This is a genomic window from Stutzerimonas urumqiensis, assembly GCF_003640395.1.
In the GTDB taxonomy this organism is placed as follows: Bacteria; Pseudomonadota; Gammaproteobacteria; order Pseudomonadales; family Pseudomonadaceae; genus Stutzerimonas; species Stutzerimonas urumqiensis.
The window spans coordinates 14,402-34,094 of record NZ_RBZQ01000004.1 but is presented as its reverse complement, the minus strand read 5'-3'; the positions used below and the strand labels follow the sequence as shown (position 1 = coordinate 34,094).

The following is a 19,693-nucleotide window of genomic DNA, read 5'->3' as shown; positions in this document are numbered from 1 at the left end:
ACTGGGTCTGGTCTCCCGCATGCCTCCTTGTCAATCAGGGTCGCGACTGGCGATGACCTGCTTGCTTTCCCGACTGGTTGTCATCCTTCGAGATGGCGCGCTGCCGCCTCGTTGAGGATCACATCCAGCACTTCTTCGATGGAGAGCGTCGTGGAATCGAGCTGCACAGCATCATCTGCAGGCTTCAGCGGTGCCACGGCGCGCTGGGTATCGCGTTCATCGCGCACCCTGATCTCCTCAAGAAGACTCGCGAGATTAACATCGCTGCCTTTGGCCTTCAACTGCTCGAAGCGTCGGCGCGCGCGCTCCTCTGCGCTCGCGGTCAGGAAGATCTTCAGTGCGGCCTGCGGGAAAACCACGGTGCCCATGTCCCGTCCATCCGCGACGAGCCCCGGCATTTCCTGGAAGTCCTGCTGGCGCTGCAGCAATGCCTGGCGCACCAAGGGCAGCGCTGCCACCTGGGAGGCCCAGGCCCCGACCTGCTCATTGCGGATGGCGTGGGTGACGTCTTCGCCTTCCAGCACGATCGTCGGACCCTGCCCCAGCCTGGACGTGTCGAACTGGACATCGAGGGCAGCGGCCAATCTGCCGAGCGATTGCTCGTCGGTCAGTTCGATGCCGTGCTTCTGCGCGGCGTATCCAAGCAATCGGTACAGCGCGCCGGAATCGAGCAAGTGCCAACCCAGGCGCCGCGCCAGCAGCGCGGCAACGGTGCCCTTGCCCGAGCCGCTCGGGCCGTCGATGGCGATGACGGGAGGTTGCGGGCTCATGAGTTCCCCTCCTCTGCCACACGCATCCCGGCCTGCCGGGCCAGCGCCAGGAAGTTCGGGAAAGAAGTCGCCACGTTGGCGCAGTCATGTATCCGGATGGAGGACTGCGCGCGCAGCGATGCGACGCTGAAGGACATCGCGATGCGGTGATCGCCATGCGCCCAGACCTCGCCACCGCCAATCGCGCCGCCCTCGATGACGATGCCATCGGGCGTTGGGATAGCGCTCACGCCGAGCGTCTGCAAGCCGTCGGCCATGACCTGGATCCGATCGGACTCCTTGACGCGCAGCTCTTCCGCACCGCGAAGGACGGTCCGGCCTTCGGCACAGGCAGCCGCAACGAACAGAACGGGAAATTCATCGATCGCCAGCGGCACCAGCGCCTCGGGAATGTCGATGCCCTTGAGCGGGGCCGAGCGCACACGCAGGTCCGCCACCGGCTCACCGCCCACTTCGCGCGGGTTCTCCAGCGCGATATCGGCGCCCATCAAGCGAAGAATGTCGATGACCCCGGTGCGGGTCGGGTTGATGCCGACATGTCGCAGAAGCAATTCGGAGCCTTCGGCAATGGAAGCGGCCACCAGGAAGAACGCCGCCGAAGAAATATCCGCCGGGACCTCTATCTGAGTTGCGCTCAAGCGATGGCCACTCTGCACGCGCGCCGTGCGACCCTCGACCGCGACCGGGTAGCCGAAGCCCTGCAGCATGCGCTCGGTGTGATCCCGAGTCGGTGCCGGCTCGGTGATGGAGGTCTCGCCCGCGGCGTACAGGCCGGCCAGCAGCAAGCAGGATTTCACCTGCGCGCTGGCCATCGGCATGTCGTAATGCATCCCCGACAATCGCTGGCCGCCGCGAATGACGAGCGGCGGACGTCCTTCAGCCGCCGTCTCGATCACCGCGCCCATTTCACGCAGCGGCTTGGCCACGCGATTCATCGGGCGTTTGGACAGCGAGGCATCCCCGGTCAGCGTGGTATCGAACGGCTGCGCGGCCAAGAGGCCCGACAGCAGGCGCATCGAGGTACCCGAGTTGCCGAGATAGAGCGGACCGGGCGGCGGCTGCAAGCCATGCAGACCCACGCCATGCACCGTGACGCGCCCCTGATTCGGCCCTTCGATCACGACACCCATGTCACGGAACGCCTGGATGGTCGCCAGCGCGTCCTCGCCTTCGAGAAAGCCATCGACCTCGGTGACGCCGTCGGCCAGGGACCCGAGCATGATCGAGCGATGAGAAATGGATTTGTCGCCCGGCACGCGAAGTTCGCCGGACAGCTTGCCGCCAGGATTGGCCAGGAAGATCAGATCGTTCGAATGCATAACGTCCACATAGGCTCGGCGAGCCAGTATTTTGCTGAAATGTTCTCGGGCCGCCCTGGCGCGCGTGAACACGCCCAGGAGCTGGTGCCCATCGCCTTGATCGACCGCCGCACGCAGCGCATCCAGGTCGCCGCGGAAGGTGTCGAGGGTACGCAACACCGCCTCGCGATTGGCGAGAAAGATGTCGTGCCACATGACCGGATCGCTCCCGGCGATCCGTGTAAAGTCGCGAAAACCGCCGGCAGCGTAGCGGAAAATTTCCAGGTTTTCGTGCCGCCTGGCCAGTGAATCGACCAGGCCGAACGCCAACAGATGCGGCAGATGGCTGGTCGCGGCCAGGACTTCGTCATGGTGCTCGACCTCCATGTGCTCGACGTCGGCATCCAGCGCTCGCCAGAGCGAATCGATCAGCGCCAGGGCGGACGGGTCGGTGTGCGCCAGCGGCGTGAGGATGACCTTGTGCCGGCGGAACAACGATCCCTTGGCCGCGGTAACCCCGCTCTGCTCGGAGCCGGCGATCGGGTGTCCCGGCACGAAGCGGGCCTGCATGCGCTCGCAGAGGTGCTTCGCGCAGCGCACCACATTGCCTTTGGCACTTCCGACGTCGGTGAGCACGGCATCGCCAAGGTCGAAGGCGGCGAGCGCCTCGAGCAGGCGTTCCATGGCCAGGATGGGCACCGCCAGCTGGATGACGTCCGCCTCTCGGCAGGCCTCCTCCAAGGTTTCGGCGCAACGATCGACGACACCCAGTTCGACGGCGAGTTGTCGCGACTGGCTGTCCAGGTCGAACCCCACGACCTCCCGGCACAGACCGCGCTCGCGCAGTCCCTTGGCGAAGGAGCCGCCAATCAGGCCGAGGCCGACGACCACGAGGCGTCCCACCAGAGGCTCACGTGCCCGCGCGTGGCTCACGTGGCCAGTACCTGACGCAGCGCGTCGAGAAAGCGCACATTCTCGGCCTCGGTGCCGATCGAAACCCGAAGAAAGGTCGGCATGCCATAGCCCGCAACGGGCCGAACGATAACGCCTGCCCGCAGCAACGCCTGATCGATCGGAGCAGCGTCACGGCCGAAATCGATTGCAATGAAGTTGCCGCGCGAGGGAATCCAGCTCAAGCCCAGCTCACGGCATCCCGCTTCCAGTTGCGCCATGCCGGCATCGTTCTGCGCGCGGCTACGCGCCAGATACGCCTGGTCTTCGAGGGCGGCGCAGGCCGCGGACAGAGCCAGGCTGTTGACGTTGAATGGCTGGCGAACGCGGTTCAGCACATCGGCGATTCGTGGCGAGGACAGCGCATAGCCGACGCGCAGTGCCGCCAGGCCGTAGGCCTTGGAAAAGGTCCGGGAGACCAGCAGGTTCGGATGGCGCGCGAGGAATCCCAGGCCATCGGGCAACTCATTGCCGGAGGCGTACTCGATGTACGCCTCGTCGAGTACCACCAGTACGTGGTCCGGTACCGCTGCCAGGAACTCGGCCAAGGCATCGGCACCGAACCAGGTCCCGGTCGGATTGTTCGGATTGGCGAGGAAAACCACGCGGGTGTTGGCGTCGATGGCCTTCAGCATGGCTGGCAGATCGTGTCCCCAATCGCGCGCGGGAACCACATTGCAGCTCGCGCCGACTGCCTGCGTAGCGATCGGGTAAACAGCGAAGGCGTGGGCGCTGAATACCGCATTCAATCCGGGCGCGAGATAGGCTCGCGCAACCAGCTCGAGAATATCGTTCGAGCCGTTGCCCAGCGTGATCTGCTCCAACTCGAGTCCGTAGCGGTCGGCCAGTGCCCGCTTGAGGCGGTAGCCGTTGCCATCGGGATAGCGCGTCAGTTCCGGTAGTGCGGCACGGATGGCATCGAGCACCCGTGGGCTTGGGCCGAGCGGGTTCTCGTTGCTCGCCAGCTTGACGATGGATGCCGGATCGAGGTCGAGTTCGCGCGCCAGCGCCTCGACCGGTTTGCCCGGAACATAGGGAGACAGCTTCTGAACGCCCGGCTGGGCCAGGGCGAGGAAATCACACGACATGTTCAGCTCCGCATACGGCCGACTTATCCGGCGCTTGAGGCTGTGGCTGGAGGCTGGGCAACCAGCTCCGTACTGCTCGATTCATACAGGCACGGCACATGCGGCGAGCCTGCCGCTTCAATCGTCAAGCCTTCGGCCATGAGCCCTCCGGCATGAGGCCGCGCTACAACACCGCTTTGGGATAAGACCCCAACACCTTCAGCGCTACCGCTTCGCTGTTGATCCTCTCCAGCACATCCTTGATTAGCGGGTCCTGGTGATGACCGAAGAAGTCGATGAAGAACACGTAGGTCCACTTGCCGCTACGTGAGGGGCGGGTTTCGATACGGGTCAGGTCGATGCCATTGGTATGAAATGGCACCAGCAACTCGTGCAGCGCGCCCGGCTTGTTGCGCATGGACACGATGATCGAGGTCTTGTCATCACCGGTCGGCGGCACTTCCTGGCTGCCGATGATGAGGAAGCGGGTCGAATTGTCCGGGCGGTCCTCGATTTTCTCGGCCAACTTGCTCAGCCCGTACAGTTCCGCCGCCATGTCGCCGGCGATCGCCGCCGAGTTCCACTCGCTCTTGACCCGCTTGGCGGCATCGGCATTGCTGGAAACCGCCACGCGCTCGACGTTCGGGTAGTGCGCATCGAGCCACTTGCGACATTGCGCCAGCGACTGGGCATGCGAGTAGATGCGCGTGATGCGGTCGGTCTTGGTCGTCTCGCCTACCAGCAAGTGATGGTGGATGCGCAGCTCCACCTCGCCGCAGATGACCATGTCGTGCTCGAGGAAGCTGTCGAGGGTGTGGTTCACCGCGCCCTCGGTCGAGTTTTCCACCGGTACCACGCCGAAATTCACCGCGCCCGCCGCGACCTCACGGAACACTTCGTCGATCGCCGCCATCGGGGTGCTGCGAACCGCATGCCCGAAGTGCTTGATGGTGGCCGCCTGGGTGAAGGTGCCTTCAGGCCCGAGGTAGGCGACCTTCAGCGGCTGCTCGAGCGCGAGGCAGGAGGACATGATCTCGCGGAACAACCGCGCCATTTCCTCGTTGTCCAGCGGGCCCTTGTTCAATTCCATGATGTGCTTGAGGACCCAGGCCTCGCGCTCCGGCCGATAGAACACCGGCTCCTCGCCCTGGGTCAGCGAAGCCATCTTGACTCGAGCGACCTCTTGGGCGCAGCGAGCCCGCTCGCTGATCAGCTCCATGATGCGTTCGTCGAGACTGTCGATGCGGACCCGCAGCGCCTTCAGCTGGTCGGCTTCGCTCATCAGCCGTGCTCCTTCTCGAACTCCGCCATGTAGGCCAGCAGGGCGTCGACCGCACCCTCATCGACCGCGTTGTAGATCGACGCGCGCATGCCACCGACGGAGCGGTGCCCCTTGAGGTTGAGGAGGCCACGCGCCTCGGCGCCGGCCAGGAAAGGCGTGTCCAACCGCTCGTCGGCCAGGCGGAATGGGACGTTCATCCAGGAGCGATCGGCCTTCGCGATGGGGTTGTTGTACAGCGCGCTCGCATCGATCGCCTGGTAGAGCTTGCGCTGCTTGCGTTCGTTGATCTCGCCCATCTTCTCGACGCCGCCCTGCTCCTTCATCCACTGGAAGATCAGCCCGGCCAGGTACCAGGCGAAGGTCGGCGGCGTGTTGTACATCGAGCCATTGTCGGCCGCGACCTTGTAGTCGAGCATCGTCGGGCAGCCGCCGCGGGCCTTGCCGAGCAAGTCTTCGCGGACGATGACCACCACCAGCCCGCTGGGACCGATGTTCTTCTGCGCGCCGGCGTAGATGAGCCCGAAGCGCGAAACATCCAGCGGACGCGACAGAATGGTGGACGACATGTCCGCCACGAGCGGCACCTCGCCAACCTCCGGAATCCAGCCGAATTCCAGGCCGCCGATGGTTTCGTTGGGCGTGTAGTGCACATAGGCCGCGCCGGACGACAGCTGCCATTCGCGTTGCGCCGGAATGCAGAAATAGTCGCTGGGCTTGGCGCTCGCGGCGACATTGACGCCGCCATAGCGACGCGCCTCGTCGATGGCCTTCTTCGACCAGATGCCGGTGTCGATGTAATCGGCCTTGCCACCTTCGGGCAGCAGGTTGAGCGGAATCTGCGCGAACTGCTGGCTGGCGCCACCCTGAAGGAAAAGCACCTTGTAGTTGGCGGGGATCGACAGGAGATCGCGAAGGTCGCGCTCGGCCGTTTCGGCGATCGAGACGAACTCGTCGCTGCGATGGCTCATCTCCATCACGGACAAGCCCTTGCCCTTCCAATCGAGCAATTCGGCCTGAGCGCGCTGCAGGACGGGTTCGGGGAGCGCGGCAGGGCCGGCGCAGAAATTGAAAGCGCGTTTGCTCATCATCTGTCTCTCACACCAATCGTTGCCATCAAGCCAGGCAATCCTGCCGGACGCCCCTTCATGCCGGTGGGGCGACGAACGCCCCTCTGCGAGCCCGTGCGTACCCGATCAATCCTCGTCGTCGGTCGGCACGACATCGGGCGGCACATCGCCCACGCCACCGAGCAGTTCGTCCTCGCTGGGCTCGGTGCTGACGACCGGCAGCTCCTTCTCGAGCACCTCGTCGCCCAGCACGTCTTCCAGCTCTTCGAGCACGTCCTCTTCCGAGGGCTCCTGCACGCGCTCGAGCCCGACCAGATGCTCGTCGACGGCCAGTTTGATCAGCGTGACGCCCTGGGTGTTGCGCCCTTGCGACGACACCTCCGAAACCCGGGTGCGGACCAGCGTGCCCTGGTTGGAGATGAGCATGATTTCCTCGCCTTCGAGCACCTGCACCGCACCGACCAGGTTGCCGTTGCGCTCGTTGGTGACGATGCCGATCAGGCCCTGCGTGGCACGCCCCTTCTTGGTGAACTCCTCCAGCGGCGTGCGCTTGCCGTAGCCACGCTCGGTCGCCAGCAGGATGTCGCCGTCCGCCGCGACGATCAGCGAGACAAGCCGCGCATCGTCCGCCAGGCGGATGCCACGCACGCCTGCGGCGGTACGCCCCATCGAACGCACCTTGTTCTCGTCAAAGCGCGCCGCCTTGCCGTTCGAGGCGAACAGCAGCACGTCGCTGTTGCCATTGGTCAGGGCGACACGGACCAGCTCGTCGCCTTCTTCCAGGCGAATGGCGATCTTGCCCTTCTGCAGCTGGAAGGCGAACTCCTTGAGCGGCGTCTTCTTCACCGTGCCCTTGGCGGTGGCCATGAACACGAACGGACCACGCGTCTTGTCGACCGGCGCCGCATCGGCGTCATCGCCGTCTTCGGCCACGACCTCGACGACCGGTGCATCGCTGTCCTCGATCTCGGGCTCTTCCTCGGCCTGCTTGATCAGCGCGGCGATATTCACCGGCAGCATCGCGGTGATGCGCTCGCCGTCGGACAGCGGCAGGAGGTTGATCAGCGGCCGGCCGCGCGAAGTGCGCGAAGCCTCCGGAATCTCGTAGGTCTTGAGCCAGTACACCTTGCCCTTACTGGAGAACAGCAGCAGCGTGGTGTGGCTGTTGGCGACCAGCAGGTGCTCGACGTAATCCTCTTCCTTGACGCCCGTGGCCGCCTTGCCGCGACCACCGCGGCGCTGAGCCTGATAGGCGGTCAGCGGCTGGGACTTGGCATAGCCGCCATGGGAGATGGTGACGACCCGTTCCTCTTCGGTGATCAGGTCCGCCAGCGTCAGGTCATGACGCGACTCCATGATCTCGGTCCGACGCGCATCGCCGAAGTCGCGCTTGACGCCTTCGAGCTCTTCGCGAATGACCTCCATCAGGCGCACCGGATCGGTCAGGATGCGGATCAGCTCGCCGATCTGGGTGAGAATTTCCTGATACTCGGCCAGCAGCTTTTCATGTTCCAGGCCCGTCAGCCGATGCAGGCGCAGGTCGAGGATCGCCTGGGCCTGTTCGGGCGACAGGTAATACTTCCCGTCGCGCAGGCCGTATTGCGGATCGAGCCCTTCCGGACGGCAGGAATCGGCACCCGCACGTTCGACCATCGCCTCGACGGCGCTCGATTCCCACGCCTCGGCGATCAGCGCTTCCTTGGCTTCGGCCGGGGTCGGCGAGGCCTTGATCAGCGCGATCACCGGATCGATGTTCGACAGGGCGACCGCCTGGCCTTCGAGAATGTGCCCGCGCTCGCGCGCCTTGCGCAGTTCGTAGACGGTGCGTCGGGTGACGACTTCACGGCGGTGGCGGACGAAGGCTTCGAGCAGCTCCTTGAGATTTAGCGTACGCGGCTGGCCATCGACCAGTGCCACCACGTTGATGCCGAAGACGCTCTGCAGCTGGGTCTGCGCATAGAGGTTGTTGAGGATCACCTCGGGGACTTCGCCACGGCGCAGCTCGATGACCACGCGCATGCCGTCCTTGTCGGACTCATCGCGCAGCTCGGTGATGCCTTCGAGCTTCTTCTCCTTGACCAGCTCGGCGATCTTCTCGATCAGACGCGCCTTGTTGAGCTGGTAGGGCAGCTCGGTGATGACGATCTGCTGGCGGCCGCCAACCTTGTCGATGTCCTCGACGTCGGCGCGCGCACGGATGTAGATGCGGCCACGACCGGTGCGGTAGGCCTCGATGATGCCCGCACGACCGTTGATGATGCCGGCGGTAGGGAAATCCGGACCGGGGATGAACTGCATCAGTTCGTCGATGCTGATGTCCGGGTTCTCGATCAGCGCCAGGCAGCCGTCGATGACCTCGCCGAGGTTGTGCGGCGGAATGTTCGTCGCCATGCCGACGGCAATGCCGCTGGAGCCGTTGACCAGCAGATTCGGGATCTTGGTCGGCATGACGGCCGGAATCTGCTCGGTGCCGTCGTAGTTCGGCACCCAGTCGACGGTTTCCTTGTCCAGGTCGGCCAGCAGCTCGTGCGCCAGCTTGGCCATGCGCACTTCGGTGTATCGCATGGCCGCGGCGTTGTCGCCGTCGACCGAACCGAAGTTGCCCTGACCGTCGACCAGCATGTAGCGCAGCGAGAACGGCTGCGCCATGCGGACGATGGTGTCGTAGACGGCCGAGTCGCCGTGCGGGTGGTATTTACCGATCACGTCGCCGACCACACGGGCCGACTTCTTGTAGGGCTTGTTCCAGTCGTTGCCCAGCTCGCTCATCGCGAACAGCACGCGGCGGTGCACCGGCTTCAGGCCATCGCGCGCGTCCGGCAAAGCCCGCCCGACGATCACGCTCATGGCGTAGTCGAGATAGGACTGTTTGAGCTCGTCTTCGATATTGACCGGGAGGATTTCTTTGGCCAGTTCGCCCATGGAAGCCTGGTTCCTTATTTATCAGCAAGGTCCTGCAAACAAGCGCGGGATGGTAACACAGCAGCGGCCCGCAACGCCGCTCGCGGGCACGTGAAAAGCCATCTCAATGCAGTCGCTTGCGACTCATCAGGTTGGCCATCTTGGCGGCATCGGGGCGCTCGACGACGCCCTTCTCCGTGACGATCGCATCGATCAGGTCGGCGGGCGTGACGTCGAAGACCGGGTTGCAGGCCTCGACGTCCGCCGCGATGCGCTGGCCGTTCACGGCGAGCAGCTCATGGGCCGGGCGCTCCTCGATCGGAATGTCCTCGCCGCTCTCCAGGTTCATATCGATGGTGGAACTGGGCGCGACGACCATGAAGCGCACCCCGTGATGCATGGCGTTGATGGCCAGCTGGTAGGTGCCGATCTTGTTGGCGACATCGCCGTTGGCGGTGATCCGGTCGGCGCCGACGATCACCCAACTGATCGCCTGGGTCTTCATCAAATGGGCGGCGGCCGAGTCCACCGTCAGGCTGACCGGCACCCCTTCGTTCGCCAGCTCCCAAGCGGTAAGGCGAGAGCCTTGCAGCCAGGGCCGGGTTTCGCCGGCATAGACCCGCTCCAGCAAGCCGGCCAGGTGCGCCGCGCGGATGACGCCCAGCGCCGTGCCGAACCCGCCGGTCGCCAGCGCCCCGGTGTTGCAGTGCGTCATGACCTGCTGGGGCTTGGCCGAATGCTTGCGGATCAGCTCCATGCCGAACTGAGCCATCGTCAGGTTGGCTTCCCGGTCGCTGGCATGGATGTCGACGGCCTCGGCTTCGAGCGCGCCCAGCGCCGCCGCCGGCGAAACGTCCGCCTCGAGACGATCGAGCCGCTCGCGCATCCGATTCAGCGCCCAGAAGAGATTGACCGCCGTCGGCCGCGACGCGGCGAGCAGCTCGAAATCCGCCGCCAGCCCATCACGCCAGTCACCCTCCCGTGCCAGTCGCTCGCGAAGACCGAGCACCACGCCGTAGGCAGCGGCGATACCGATTGCCGGCGCACCGCGCACCACCATGTCGCGAATGGCCTCGGCCACCTGGGCGGCCGTGCGATAGCCTCGCCAATCGTCCTCGAGCGGCAGCTTCCGCTGATCCAACAGGTACAGCACGCCGTCGCGCCAGTCGATGGCCTTCACCTTCTCCGCTGCCAGCAAACGCTCGCGCATGTCTTGTCCCCGGCTCCAAGCAAAAGGCCGGCATTATAGGCGCATAGCTGGGGCAGAGCGCTGGCGCGATGACGGCTGATGCGCTGAGGGCTTTGCTTTACACTTCCGGCTTTATCGCCAGCGACCCGATGCCATGCCCAGACCTCCCGCCGAGCCCATCGACCTGCTCCTGCTTCCGACCTGGCTGGTCCCGGTCGAACCTGCCGGCGTCGTGCTGCACGATCACGGCATCGGCATACGCGATGGCCGCATCGTGGTGATCGCGCCGCGAGCCGAGGCCATGCGTCATCCGGCGCGCGAGGTGCGGGAATTGCCGGACATGCTGATCACGCCGGGCCTGGTGAATGCACACGGGCATGCGGCGATGACGCTGTTCCGCGGCCTGGCCGACGACCTGCCGCTGATGAGCTGGCTGCAGGATCACATCTGGCCCGCCGAGGCCAAGTGGGTCGACGAGCGTTTCGTGCGCGACGGTGCCGAACTGGCGATCGCCGAGCAGCTGAAAAGCGGCATCACCTGCTTTTCCGACATGTACTTCTACCCGGACGTGGTCAGCGAACTGGTGCATAACAGCGGCATCCGCTGCCAGATCACCATTCCGGTGCTGGACTTCCCGATCCCGGGCGCCCGCGATGCCGACGAGGCCCTGCGCAAGGGCGTGGCGCTGTACGACGACATCAAGCATCACCCGCGCCTGTCCGTGTCGTTCGGCCCCCACGCGCCTTATACGGTCGGCGACGACAAACTGGAAAACATCCGCGTGCTGGTTGCCGAGATGGACGTCGGCATTCACATGCACGTGCACGAAACCGCGCAGGAAGTGCGCGAAGCGGTCGAACGCAGCGGCGAGCGCCCGCTGGCGCGCCTGGCCCGCCTTCAGCTGCTCGGGCCACGCTTCCAGGCGGTGCACATGACCCAGGTGAACGAGGAAGACCTCGCCCTGCTGGTCGAACACAACTGCTCGGTCATTCATTGCCCCGAGTCGAATCTCAAGCTGGCCAGCGGCTTCTGCCCGGTCGAGCGGCTCTGGGAGGCGGGGGTCAACGTGGCGATCGGCACGGATGGCGCCGCCAGCAACAATGACCTCGACTTGCTCGGCGAGACCCGGACGGCCGCCCTCCTGGCCAAGGCCGTCGCCGGCTCCGCCACGGCGCTCGATGCCCACCGGGCCCTGCGCATGGCCACGCTGAATGGCGCGCGGGCGTTGGGGTTGGACGAGCAGATTGGCTCGCTGGCATTCGGCAAGAGCGCCGACCTGGTCGCCTTCGACCTTTCCGGCCTGGCGCAGCAGCCGATCTATGACCCGGTCTCCCAACTCATCTATGCGACCGGTCGCGACGCCGTGCGGCACCTGTGGGTCGGCGGCAAGCAGCTCCTCGAGAATGGCCAGCTGCTGCGCATGGATGAGGACCAGATCATCGCGACGGCACGTGACTGGGGCCGTCGGATCTCCGGGCGCTGATGTGGCTCCGATAGCCGCGACAAACCGTCCTCGCCTGCCGCCATGCGCCGGCTACGCCGAACATGGCAGCATGCAGCACCCTCTCTGAAGCATTACGAACGGAACGGATCATGAGCAACGTCGATCACGCGGAAATCGCCAAGTTCGAAGCCCTCGCCCACCGCTGGTGGGACCGCGAGAGCGAATTCAAGCCCTTGCACGACATCAATCCGCTACGCGTCAACTGGATTGACGAGCATGTCCCGCTCGCCGGCAAGACCGTGATCGACGTGGGCTGCGGGGGCGGCATCCTGAGCGAGGCGATGGCCCAGCGCGGCGCCAAGGTCACCGGCATCGACATGGGCGAAGCGCCGCTGTCGGTCGCGCGTCTGCACCTGTTCGAATCGAACCTCGAGGTCGACTACCGGCAGATCACGGCCGAGCAGATGGCCGCCGAGTGCCCTGGCCAGTTCGACGTGGTCACCTGCCTGGAAATGCTCGAGCACGTGCCGGACCCCGCCTCGGTGATCCGCGCCTGCCACACCCTGGTCAAGCCGGGCGGCCAGGTGTTCTTCTCGACGATCAACCGCAATCCGAAAGCCTATCTGTTCGCCATCGTCGGCGCCGAGTACGTCCTGCAACTGTTGCCGCGTGGCACGCATGATTTCCGCAAGTTCATCCGCCCCTCCGAACTCGGCAACTGGTGCCGCGAGGCGGGGCTGGTCGTCGGCGACATCATCGGCCTGACCTACAACCCGCTCACCCGCCACTACAAGCTGGCCCCGGACGTCGACGTCAATTACATGATCCAGACGGTCAGGGAGGCCTGATGCGCCTGCGTGCAGTTCTGTTCGACATGGATGGCACCCTGCTCGACACGGCGCCCGACTTCGTCGCCGTGATCCAGGCGATGCGCGAGGCGCGCGGCCTGCCGCGGGTGCCTGAGAAGCAGGTGCGCGACGTGGTGTCCGGCGGTGCCCGGGCGATGGTCGTCAACAGCTTCGAGGTCGACCCGCTGTCGGACGAGTTCGAAGCGCTGCGACTCGAATTCCTGGATCGCTACCAGGACCACTGCGCCGTCGAAAGCCGGCTATACGACGGCATGGAACGCGTTCTGGCCGAGATCGAACGGGCTCGACTGATCTGGGGCGTGGTGACCAACAAGCCCGTGCGGTTTGCCGAGCCGATCATGCAAGGCCTCGGGCTCGCGCAGCGCTCGGCGCTGCTCGTCTGTCCCGACCACGTCACGCGCTCCAAGCCCGATCCGGAACCGATGATTCTTGCCTGCCGCCAGCTGGCACTCGACCCGGCGAGCGTGCTGTTCGTCGGCGACGACCTTCGCGACATCGAGTCAGGCCGTGCCGCCGGAACGCGAACCGCTGCCGTGCGCTATGGGTACATCCATCCGCAGGACAACCCCAACAGCTGGGGCGCTGACGTCGTGATCGACCAGCCGCTCGATCTGCTGGATGTGCTGGACCGCGCACTTTGCAGCTGCTGATACTTTTTTCGTGACCCGTCCCACCGCAACGGGACGTCGAGGAGTTTCCATGTTCGATTACACCGCCCGGCCCGACCTGCTTGCCGGACGCATCATCCTGGTCACCGGCGCCGGCCGTGGCATCGGTGCCGCCGCCGCGAAGACATTCGCCGCGCACGGGGCGACCGTGCTGCTGCTCGGAAAGACCGAAGCGAACCTCGAGCAGGTCTACGACGCCATCGAAGCGGCAGGCGGCCCGCAACCGGCGGTGATCCCGTTCAATCTCGAGACGGCGTTGCCGCATCAGTACGACGAACTCGCCGCCATGATCGAGCGCGAGTTCGGTCGGCTGGATGGGCTGCTGAACAACGCCTCGATCGTCGGGCCTCGTACACCGATGGAGCAGCTCTCCGGCGATAACTTCATGCGCGTGATGCAGGTGAACGTGAACGCCACCTTCATGCTGACCAGCACCCTGCTGCCCGTACTCAGGCTCTCGCCGGATGCGTCGGTGGTCTTCACCTCGAGCAGCGTCGGACGCAAGGGCCGCGCCTACTGGGGCGCCTATGGCGTCTCGAAGTTCGCCACCGAAGGCATGATGCAGACCCTGGCCGACGAGCTGGACGGCACCCATGTGCGGGCCAACAGCATCAACCCGGGCGCCACCCGAACCGACATGCGCGCCCAGGCCTATCCCGGCGAAAGCCCGATGAACAATCCGGCGCCCGAAGAGATCATGCCGCTGTACCTGTACCTACTCGGCCCGGACAGCGTCGGCGTCAACGGCAAGGCGCTGGACGCCCAGTGACCGACGGTTTCCCGGCGCAGAGGCGGCAGAGATTCAGGCAATGTGCCACCAATCCGGCATACAACCGGCAAAGGATTGCCGCCCCGTTTCGCTTGTATCGATAAGCCCTTGAAATTCAATCGGTTACGAAGTTGGCATCGTTTTAGCTTGTAAACACTCCACAGCGCACAGGTAGTGCCAGGGGCTGTCATGTTGCTAAACGAAACCCAGACCAACACCATCGATCTCGACACGGCGCGCGCCCAACGGAACGAGTCGCCTGCTCGCAAGGCCGCGACTGTACGCAGCCTGGCCGAATTGCACCGCCTGCTGGGTCAGCAGCTGCAGACGAGCCTCGAACTGGACCGGTTGCTGTCGCTCTATTTCGAACTGGTGGTCGGCCTTATTCCGCTCGACGGCCTCGGCTATCAGCACGAGCCCACCGAAGCCGCCATCGACCTGGGCCGCAACGCCCTGCATCGCGTCAGCTACCAACTGAGCCATCAGGCGCAGCCGCTCGGGATGCTGACCCTGCGGCGCGATCGGCGATTCGACGAACTGGAGCTCAACGAGCTCGAGTCGACCATGAGCTGCCTGCTCTACCCGTTGACCAACGCCCTGCTCTACCGCCGCGCGCTGCTGGCCGCCACGCGCGACCCGCTGACCGAAGTCGGCAATCGTACGGCGATGACGCAAATGCTTCAGCGCGAAGTCGAGTTGGCTCGCCGGCATGGGCTGGCGCTGTCGGTAATGATGCTCGACATCGACCACTTCAAGACGATCAACGATCGCTACGGCCATCATCAGGGCGACGAGGCGCTGCGTCAGGTGGCGCGCCTGCTCAAGGGCAAGCTCCGCAACGCCGACATGATCTTCCGCTTCGGTGGCGAGGAATTCGTGCTGCTGCTTGCCAATACAAACAGCGAGGCCGCGGCAGTCGTCGGCGAACGACTGCGGGCAGCGGTCGAGGCCTTCAGGTTCGAGGTCGAGGATGCCTGGGTCCCGCTCTCGGTGAGCCTTGGCGGAGCCACCTACCAGGCACCCGAGACGCCCGAGCAATTGCTGCAACGGGCGGATGAAGCGCTTTATTGCGCGAAGCGATCCGGTCGCAATCGCCTGAGCCTCGCCGCCAACTGAGCGGGGCCCAAGCCGAAGATCAGCGAGGGCGCTTGCGGCCGAAGCCTGGCCGCTGCCCTTCGCTCGCCGGCGCGCTGCGACGAGCACCGCTGGCGCCGTCCCGGCCTTCGGGGTTCATCGGCCGCTTGCCCTTCTTGCGATCCATGTCCGCAGGCCGTTCGGCGACCGGCGTGCCACGACCGCGCTTCTCGGCCGGCTCGCCGCGGCGAGGCGAGCGCTCCTCCGCCGAATGGCGCGGCGCACGCTGAGGCCGCTCCTGCCGAGCAGGCACATCGGCATCTTCGGCAGGACGCAAGACACGCGGACGACGCTCACCCTTGCCCAGCGGCTTGGCGGCCTTGCGCTGCATGCGATCGAGCTTTTCGCGCAGCTTGCCTTTCATGGCCGGTAGCGCGACCGGATCGAGACCGACTTCCTGGCTGAGAATGTCCACCTCGGGCTGGGTCATCTCGCGCCAGCGTCCCATCGGCAAATCTGAGGTCATGAACACCGGTCCGAAGCGAACCCGCTTCAGGCGGCTGACGACCACGCCCTGAGACTCCCATAGCCGGCGCACCTCACGGTTGCGGCCTTCCATCACCACGCAGTGGTACCAGTGATTCAGGCCCTCGCCGCCGGGCGCCTCCTGGACGTCGGTGAAGCGCGCCGGACCGTCTTCGAGCATCACGCCGGTTTTCAGGCGCTCGATCATCTCGTCATCGACTTCGCCGCGCACGCGCACCGCATATTCACGATCCATCTCGTAGGACGGGTGCATCAGCCGGTTGGCCAGCTCACCGTCAGTGGTGAACAGCAGGAGACCGGTCGTGTTGATATCCAGGCGGCCGATGTTGATCCAACGGCCCTCCTTGGGACGCGGAAGCCGGTCGAACACGGTCGGACGACCTTCGGGATCGTCGCGGGTGCAGATCTCACCATCGGGCTTGTTGTAGATGAGCACGCGGCGCACGTGCTCGGCGCCTTCTTCGCGCTTGACGAGGCGGCCATCGACGGCGATCGCGTCGGAGCGACCGACCCGCTGGCCAAGCGTCGCGACGGCGCCGTTGACCTGCACCCGGCCGCCGCTGATCCAGCTCTCGATGTCCCGGCGTGAGCCGAGGCCCAGGCGCGCCAGCACCTTTTGCAGTTTTTCGCCCTGGGGAGCGGGGGATTCGATCGGCTCGTGATCGGTCATTGAGGCACCTCCCGGTGTGTCGGTTCAGCTCGAAGGGGCGCGCATGATACGCGCTCCGTGAGGCCGAGCCTATCAGGGACGAGCAGCGAATGCGCCGCGCCGGTCGGCCGCACGATGTGCGGTCGCCGGATCACGCGACCGCAGTAGGAGGCTCTCGCCTTCAGGCACCGAGTGCCTTGAGCGCTTCCGCCGTCTTGGCCTGGATCGACGCCCAATCGCCCGCCTTGAGGGCGGACGCCTCGATCATCCAGGTGCCGCCCACGCACATGACGTTGCCCAGCGCCAGGTACTGCGCCGCATTGCCGGCATTCACCCCACCCGTCGGGCAGAAGCGCACCGTCGGGAACGGACCGCCAAAAGCCTTCAGCGCGGGGATGCCGCCGCAGATTTCGGCGGGGAACAGCTTGAAGCGGCGGTAGCCGAGCGCGTAGCCAAGCATCAGCTCCGACGGCGTGCTGATGCCGGGCAGCAACGGCACGGGCGCATCGACGCCCGCCTCGAGCAGCTCCCGCGTCGAGCCGGGGGAAACGATGAACTGGGCGCCGGCATCGATCGCTTCGTCCATCATCGCGCGGTCGAGCACGGTGCCCGCGCCGATGCACAGGTCCGGGCGCTCCTGGCGCAGGCGGCGAATGGCGGTCAGGCCATGCTGGGAACGCAGCGTGATTTCCAGCGAGGACAGGCCGCCGGCTGCCAGCGCATCGGCCAGCGGCAGGATCTGCGCTTCGTTGTCGATGGTGATCACCGGCAGGATGCGGGCACGTTCGCAGAGGCGTTCGATCAGTTCGTTCTTGTCTTGCATGTTCACGGGAAAAGTCCTCGCCTCAGGGGCACCAGTAGATCTCTAGAGGGGAATGCAGGAATGCCTTGATCGGCCGCTCGAGCGCAGGCGCGCCGAGTGCCTGCTCGAGCGCATCGAGCTTGGCCATGCCCTGGATCGACAGGCATTGCAGATGCGCCGCCGCCAGCACCGGGTACGTCAGGGTGATGCGCTGATGCGGCACCGCCGGCGCCAGCATGGGCATGCAGGTTTCGGGGCAGGCCGGATCCAGCGCCTGGCCGAGCGTGGCGTTGCCGGGGAACAGCGAGGCGGTGTGGCCGTCATCGCCCATGCCCAGCACCAGCACGTCGATCGGTTGCTTGAGTTCCGCCAGCCCTTGTGCCGCCTGCCGTGCGGCCGCCTCGACCGTCGACGCGGGCCGATACAAGCCGAAGAACGACGCCTTGGCCGCCTCGCCCACCATCAGATGGCGACGCACCAGCCCTTCGTTGCTGTCGGCATGGCCGACCGGCACCCAGCGCTCGTCCGCCAGGCTCACCTGCACCCGCGACCAGTCGAGGTCGCGGCGCGACAGCGCCTCGAAAAAGGGGATCGGACTGCGACCGCCCGAGACCACGAGGCTCGCGACACCATCGGTCTCGATCGCGAAGCGCAGCGCCTGGCTCACGTCGTCGGCAAGTTTCTCGGCCAGCTGGGCGGCGTCCGCCAGGCTATGGGCCACCACATCGGTCGGTAAATCGAGTTCAAAGATCGCCATACCAGGACCTCCCGTCTCGCGTGATCATTGCTATGGACGCCACCGGCCCCCAGGAGCCAGCGGGATAGGTTTTCGGCGCATCGCCCAGCCGGGTCCAGCCATCGATCAGTTGGTCGCACCAGCGCCAGGCGTATTCGATCTCGTCCTTGCGCACGAACAGGTTCTGATTGCCCTGCATGACTTCCAGCAACAGCCGCTCGTAGGCGTCGGGGATGCGCGAGCTCTTGTAGGTCTCGGAGAAGTTGAGGTTCAGCGGGCCGCTGCGCAGGTGCATGCCCTTGTCCAGGCCCTGCTGCTTGGTCATGACCTGCAGCGAAATGCCCTCGTCCGGCTGCAGGCGGATGATCAGCCGGTTGCTGATCAGTGAACGCTGCTCCGGAGCGAAGATGTAGAACGGCGGCTCCTTGAAGTGGATGACGATCTGCGACACCTTCTGGGCCATGCGCTTGCCGGTGCGCAGGTAGAACGGCACGCCGGACCAGCGCCAGTTGCAGATGTCAGCGCGTAACGCGACGAAGGTTTCGGTGCTGCTCTCGGCGTTGGAGTTCTCTTCCTCGAGATAACCCGGAACCGGCTTGCCGCCGACCGAGCCGGCCGCATACTGGCCGCGCACGACACGCTGACTGAGCTTCTCCGGCGTGATCGGCGCCAGCGCCTTGAGCACCTTGACCTTCTCGTCGCGGATGCTGTCGGCGGTCAGGTCGGCCGGCGGGTCCATCGCAATCAGGCAGAGCAACTGCAGCAGGTGGTTCTGGATCATGTCGCGCAACTGCCCGGCCTGGTCGAAATAGCCCCAGCGTCCTTCGATGCCGACCGTTTCGGCCACCGTGATTTCCACATGGGAAATGTGGTGCTGATTCCACTGGGTTTCGAACAGGCTGTTGGCGAAGCGCAGCGCGATCAGGTTCTGGACGGTTTCCTTGCCCAGGTAGTGGTCGATCCGGTAGGTGCGGCTTTCCGGGAAATGCTCGGCGACCGCGTCATTGACCACCTGGGACGAGATGAGGTCGTGCCCGATCGGCTTTTCCAGCACCACGCGCGTCTGCTCCGCCAGGCCGACGGCGGCGAGGTTGCGGCAGATATCGCCATACACCGAGGCCGGCGTCGCGAAATAGGCGATCAGCGGCATGTCGGGCGAGACGCTTTGCGCGAGCGAGGCGTAGTCCTCGGCGCGTCGGAAGTCCATCGCCAGGTAATCGAGGCGGTTGCGAAAGCGGTCGAGCACGCCTTCGTCCAGCTCGTGCGGCGGCACGTAGCGACGCAGCGATTGCTCGATCCGCGCGAGGTGCGCATCGGCCTCCCCGGTGTCGCGCGACAGCGCCACGAGCCGCGTGGCGGGATTCAGCAGTCCGGCTCGGTCGAGCTGGTACAGCGCCGGGAACAGCTTGCGCAGAGCAAGGTCCCCGAGCGCGCCGAACAGGGTAAAGGTGTTGGCGTCGACGGTGATGGCTGGCATGTTCTTATACTGACCAATAATGACGGTTATTCGAACAACTCGGGGCATTTTAAGCACTATATGTTGTTATTAAAACAACATTCTTCCGTTTTTTACCCTGCGCAGGGCTCCGGTATGATCTCCACCCAGAAAGG

General features: G+C 65.3%; 16 protein-coding genes. 5 read left to right on the top strand and 11 right to left on the bottom strand.

What is annotated here, in order from left to right; all coding sequences use genetic code 11:
* Positions 1–80: 80 nt before the first annotated feature.
* The 7 genes from cmk to mtnA all read right to left on the bottom strand — a co-directional run bounded on the left by cmk (position 81) and on the right by mtnA (position 10,546).
* A complete protein-coding gene (gene cmk, locus D7325_RS08560) occupies positions 81–770 on the bottom strand; it encodes a (d)CMP kinase (protein ID WP_120995155.1) in 690 nt (229 codons plus the stop codon).
* Positions 767–3,001 (bottom strand): bifunctional prephenate dehydrogenase/3-phosphoshikimate 1-carboxyvinyltransferase, encoded by a 2,235-nt coding sequence (locus D7325_RS08555; RefSeq protein ID WP_120995154.1) that lies wholly within the window; start codon positions 2,999–3,001, stop codon positions 767–769. Before D7325_RS08555 ends, cmk begins: the two co-directional genes overlap by 4 nt.
* On the bottom strand, positions 2,998–4,107 hold the full coding sequence (hisC, locus tag D7325_RS08550; protein WP_120995153.1) for a histidinol-phosphate transaminase: 1,110 nt from the start codon (positions 4,105–4,107) through the stop codon (positions 2,998–3,000). The genes D7325_RS08555 and hisC overlap by 4 nt, the downstream gene beginning before the upstream one ends.
* Positions 4,108–4,270: 163 nt before the next feature.
* Complete coding sequence (pheA, locus tag D7325_RS08545) at positions 4,271–5,368, bottom strand: prephenate dehydratase (protein WP_120995152.1); 1,098 nt, start codon at positions 5,366–5,368, stop codon at positions 4,271–4,273.
* Positions 5,368–6,453 carry a 3-phosphoserine/phosphohydroxythreonine transaminase gene (gene serC, locus D7325_RS08540; RefSeq protein WP_120995554.1) on the bottom strand — a complete coding sequence of 362 codons (1,086 nt, stop codon included), beginning with the start codon at positions 6,451–6,453 and terminating at the stop codon, positions 5,368–5,370. The genes pheA and serC overlap by 1 nt, the downstream gene beginning before the upstream one ends.
* 108 nt (positions 6,454–6,561) lie before the next feature.
* The gene (gyrA, locus tag D7325_RS08535; protein ID WP_120995151.1) at positions 6,562–9,357 is read right to left on the bottom strand and encodes a DNA gyrase subunit A; all 2,796 of its coding nucleotides are present in this window, start codon (positions 9,355–9,357) and stop codon (positions 6,562–6,564) included.
* Between the two features lie 103 nt (positions 9,358–9,460).
* Positions 9,461–10,546, bottom strand: coding sequence for an S-methyl-5-thioribose-1-phosphate isomerase (gene mtnA, locus D7325_RS08530; RefSeq protein WP_120995150.1), 1,086 nt, complete (start codon positions 10,544–10,546; stop codon positions 9,461–9,463).
* A gap of 133 nt (positions 10,547–10,679) precedes the next feature.
* Between mtnA and D7325_RS08525 the strand changes: the two genes are divergently transcribed.
* The 5 genes from D7325_RS08525 (at position 10,680) to D7325_RS08505 (ending at position 15,391) form a co-directional block, all read left to right on the top strand.
* On the top strand, positions 10,680–12,008 hold the full coding sequence (locus D7325_RS08525) for a TRZ/ATZ family hydrolase (protein ID WP_120995149.1): 1,329 nt from the start codon (positions 10,680–10,682) through the stop codon (positions 12,006–12,008).
* A gap of 110 nt (positions 12,009–12,118) precedes the next feature.
* The gene (gene ubiG / locus D7325_RS08520; protein WP_120995148.1) at positions 12,119–12,817 is read left to right on the top strand and encodes a bifunctional 2-polyprenyl-6-hydroxyphenol methylase/3-demethylubiquinol 3-O-methyltransferase UbiG; all 699 of its coding nucleotides are present in this window, start codon (positions 12,119–12,121) and stop codon (positions 12,815–12,817) included.
* Positions 12,817–13,488: an N-acetylmuramic acid 6-phosphate phosphatase MupP gene (mupP, locus tag D7325_RS08515; protein WP_120995147.1), complete on the top strand. Its 672-nt coding sequence runs from the start codon at positions 12,817–12,819 to the stop codon at positions 13,486–13,488. The genes ubiG and mupP overlap by 1 nt, the downstream gene beginning before the upstream one ends.
* A gap of 49 nt (positions 13,489–13,537) precedes the next feature.
* A complete protein-coding gene (locus tag D7325_RS08510; RefSeq protein WP_120995146.1) occupies positions 13,538–14,275 on the top strand; it encodes a YciK family oxidoreductase in 738 nt (245 codons plus the stop codon).
* 192 nt (positions 14,276–14,467) lie between these two features.
* Entirely contained in the window at positions 14,468–15,391 is a 924-nt protein-coding gene (locus D7325_RS08505) for a GGDEF domain-containing protein (RefSeq protein WP_120995553.1), read from the top strand.
* 19 nt (positions 15,392–15,410) lie between these two features.
* Here the strand turns inward: D7325_RS08505 and rluB are convergent, their stop codons facing one another.
* The 4 genes from rluB to zwf all read right to left on the bottom strand — a co-directional run bounded on the left by rluB (position 15,411) and on the right by zwf (position 19,559).
* Positions 15,411–16,565 carry a 23S rRNA pseudouridine(2605) synthase RluB gene (gene rluB / locus D7325_RS08500; protein WP_120995145.1) on the bottom strand — a complete coding sequence of 385 codons (1,155 nt, stop codon included), beginning with the start codon at positions 16,563–16,565 and terminating at the stop codon, positions 15,411–15,413.
* Between the two features lie 160 nt (positions 16,566–16,725).
* Positions 16,726–17,367 carry a bifunctional 4-hydroxy-2-oxoglutarate aldolase/2-dehydro-3-deoxy-phosphogluconate aldolase gene (locus D7325_RS08495; RefSeq protein WP_162988035.1) on the bottom strand — a complete coding sequence of 214 codons (642 nt, stop codon included), beginning with the start codon at positions 17,365–17,367 and terminating at the stop codon, positions 16,726–16,728.
* 22 nt (positions 17,368–17,389) lie between these two features.
* The gene (pgl, locus tag D7325_RS08490; protein WP_120995143.1) at positions 17,390–18,103 is read right to left on the bottom strand and encodes a 6-phosphogluconolactonase; all 714 of its coding nucleotides are present in this window, start codon (positions 18,101–18,103) and stop codon (positions 17,390–17,392) included.
* Positions 18,090–19,559 carry a glucose-6-phosphate dehydrogenase gene (gene zwf, locus D7325_RS08485; RefSeq protein WP_120995142.1) on the bottom strand — a complete coding sequence of 490 codons (1,470 nt, stop codon included), beginning with the start codon at positions 19,557–19,559 and terminating at the stop codon, positions 18,090–18,092. Before zwf ends, pgl begins: the two co-directional genes overlap by 14 nt.
* Positions 19,560–19,693 lie beyond the last annotated feature (134 nt).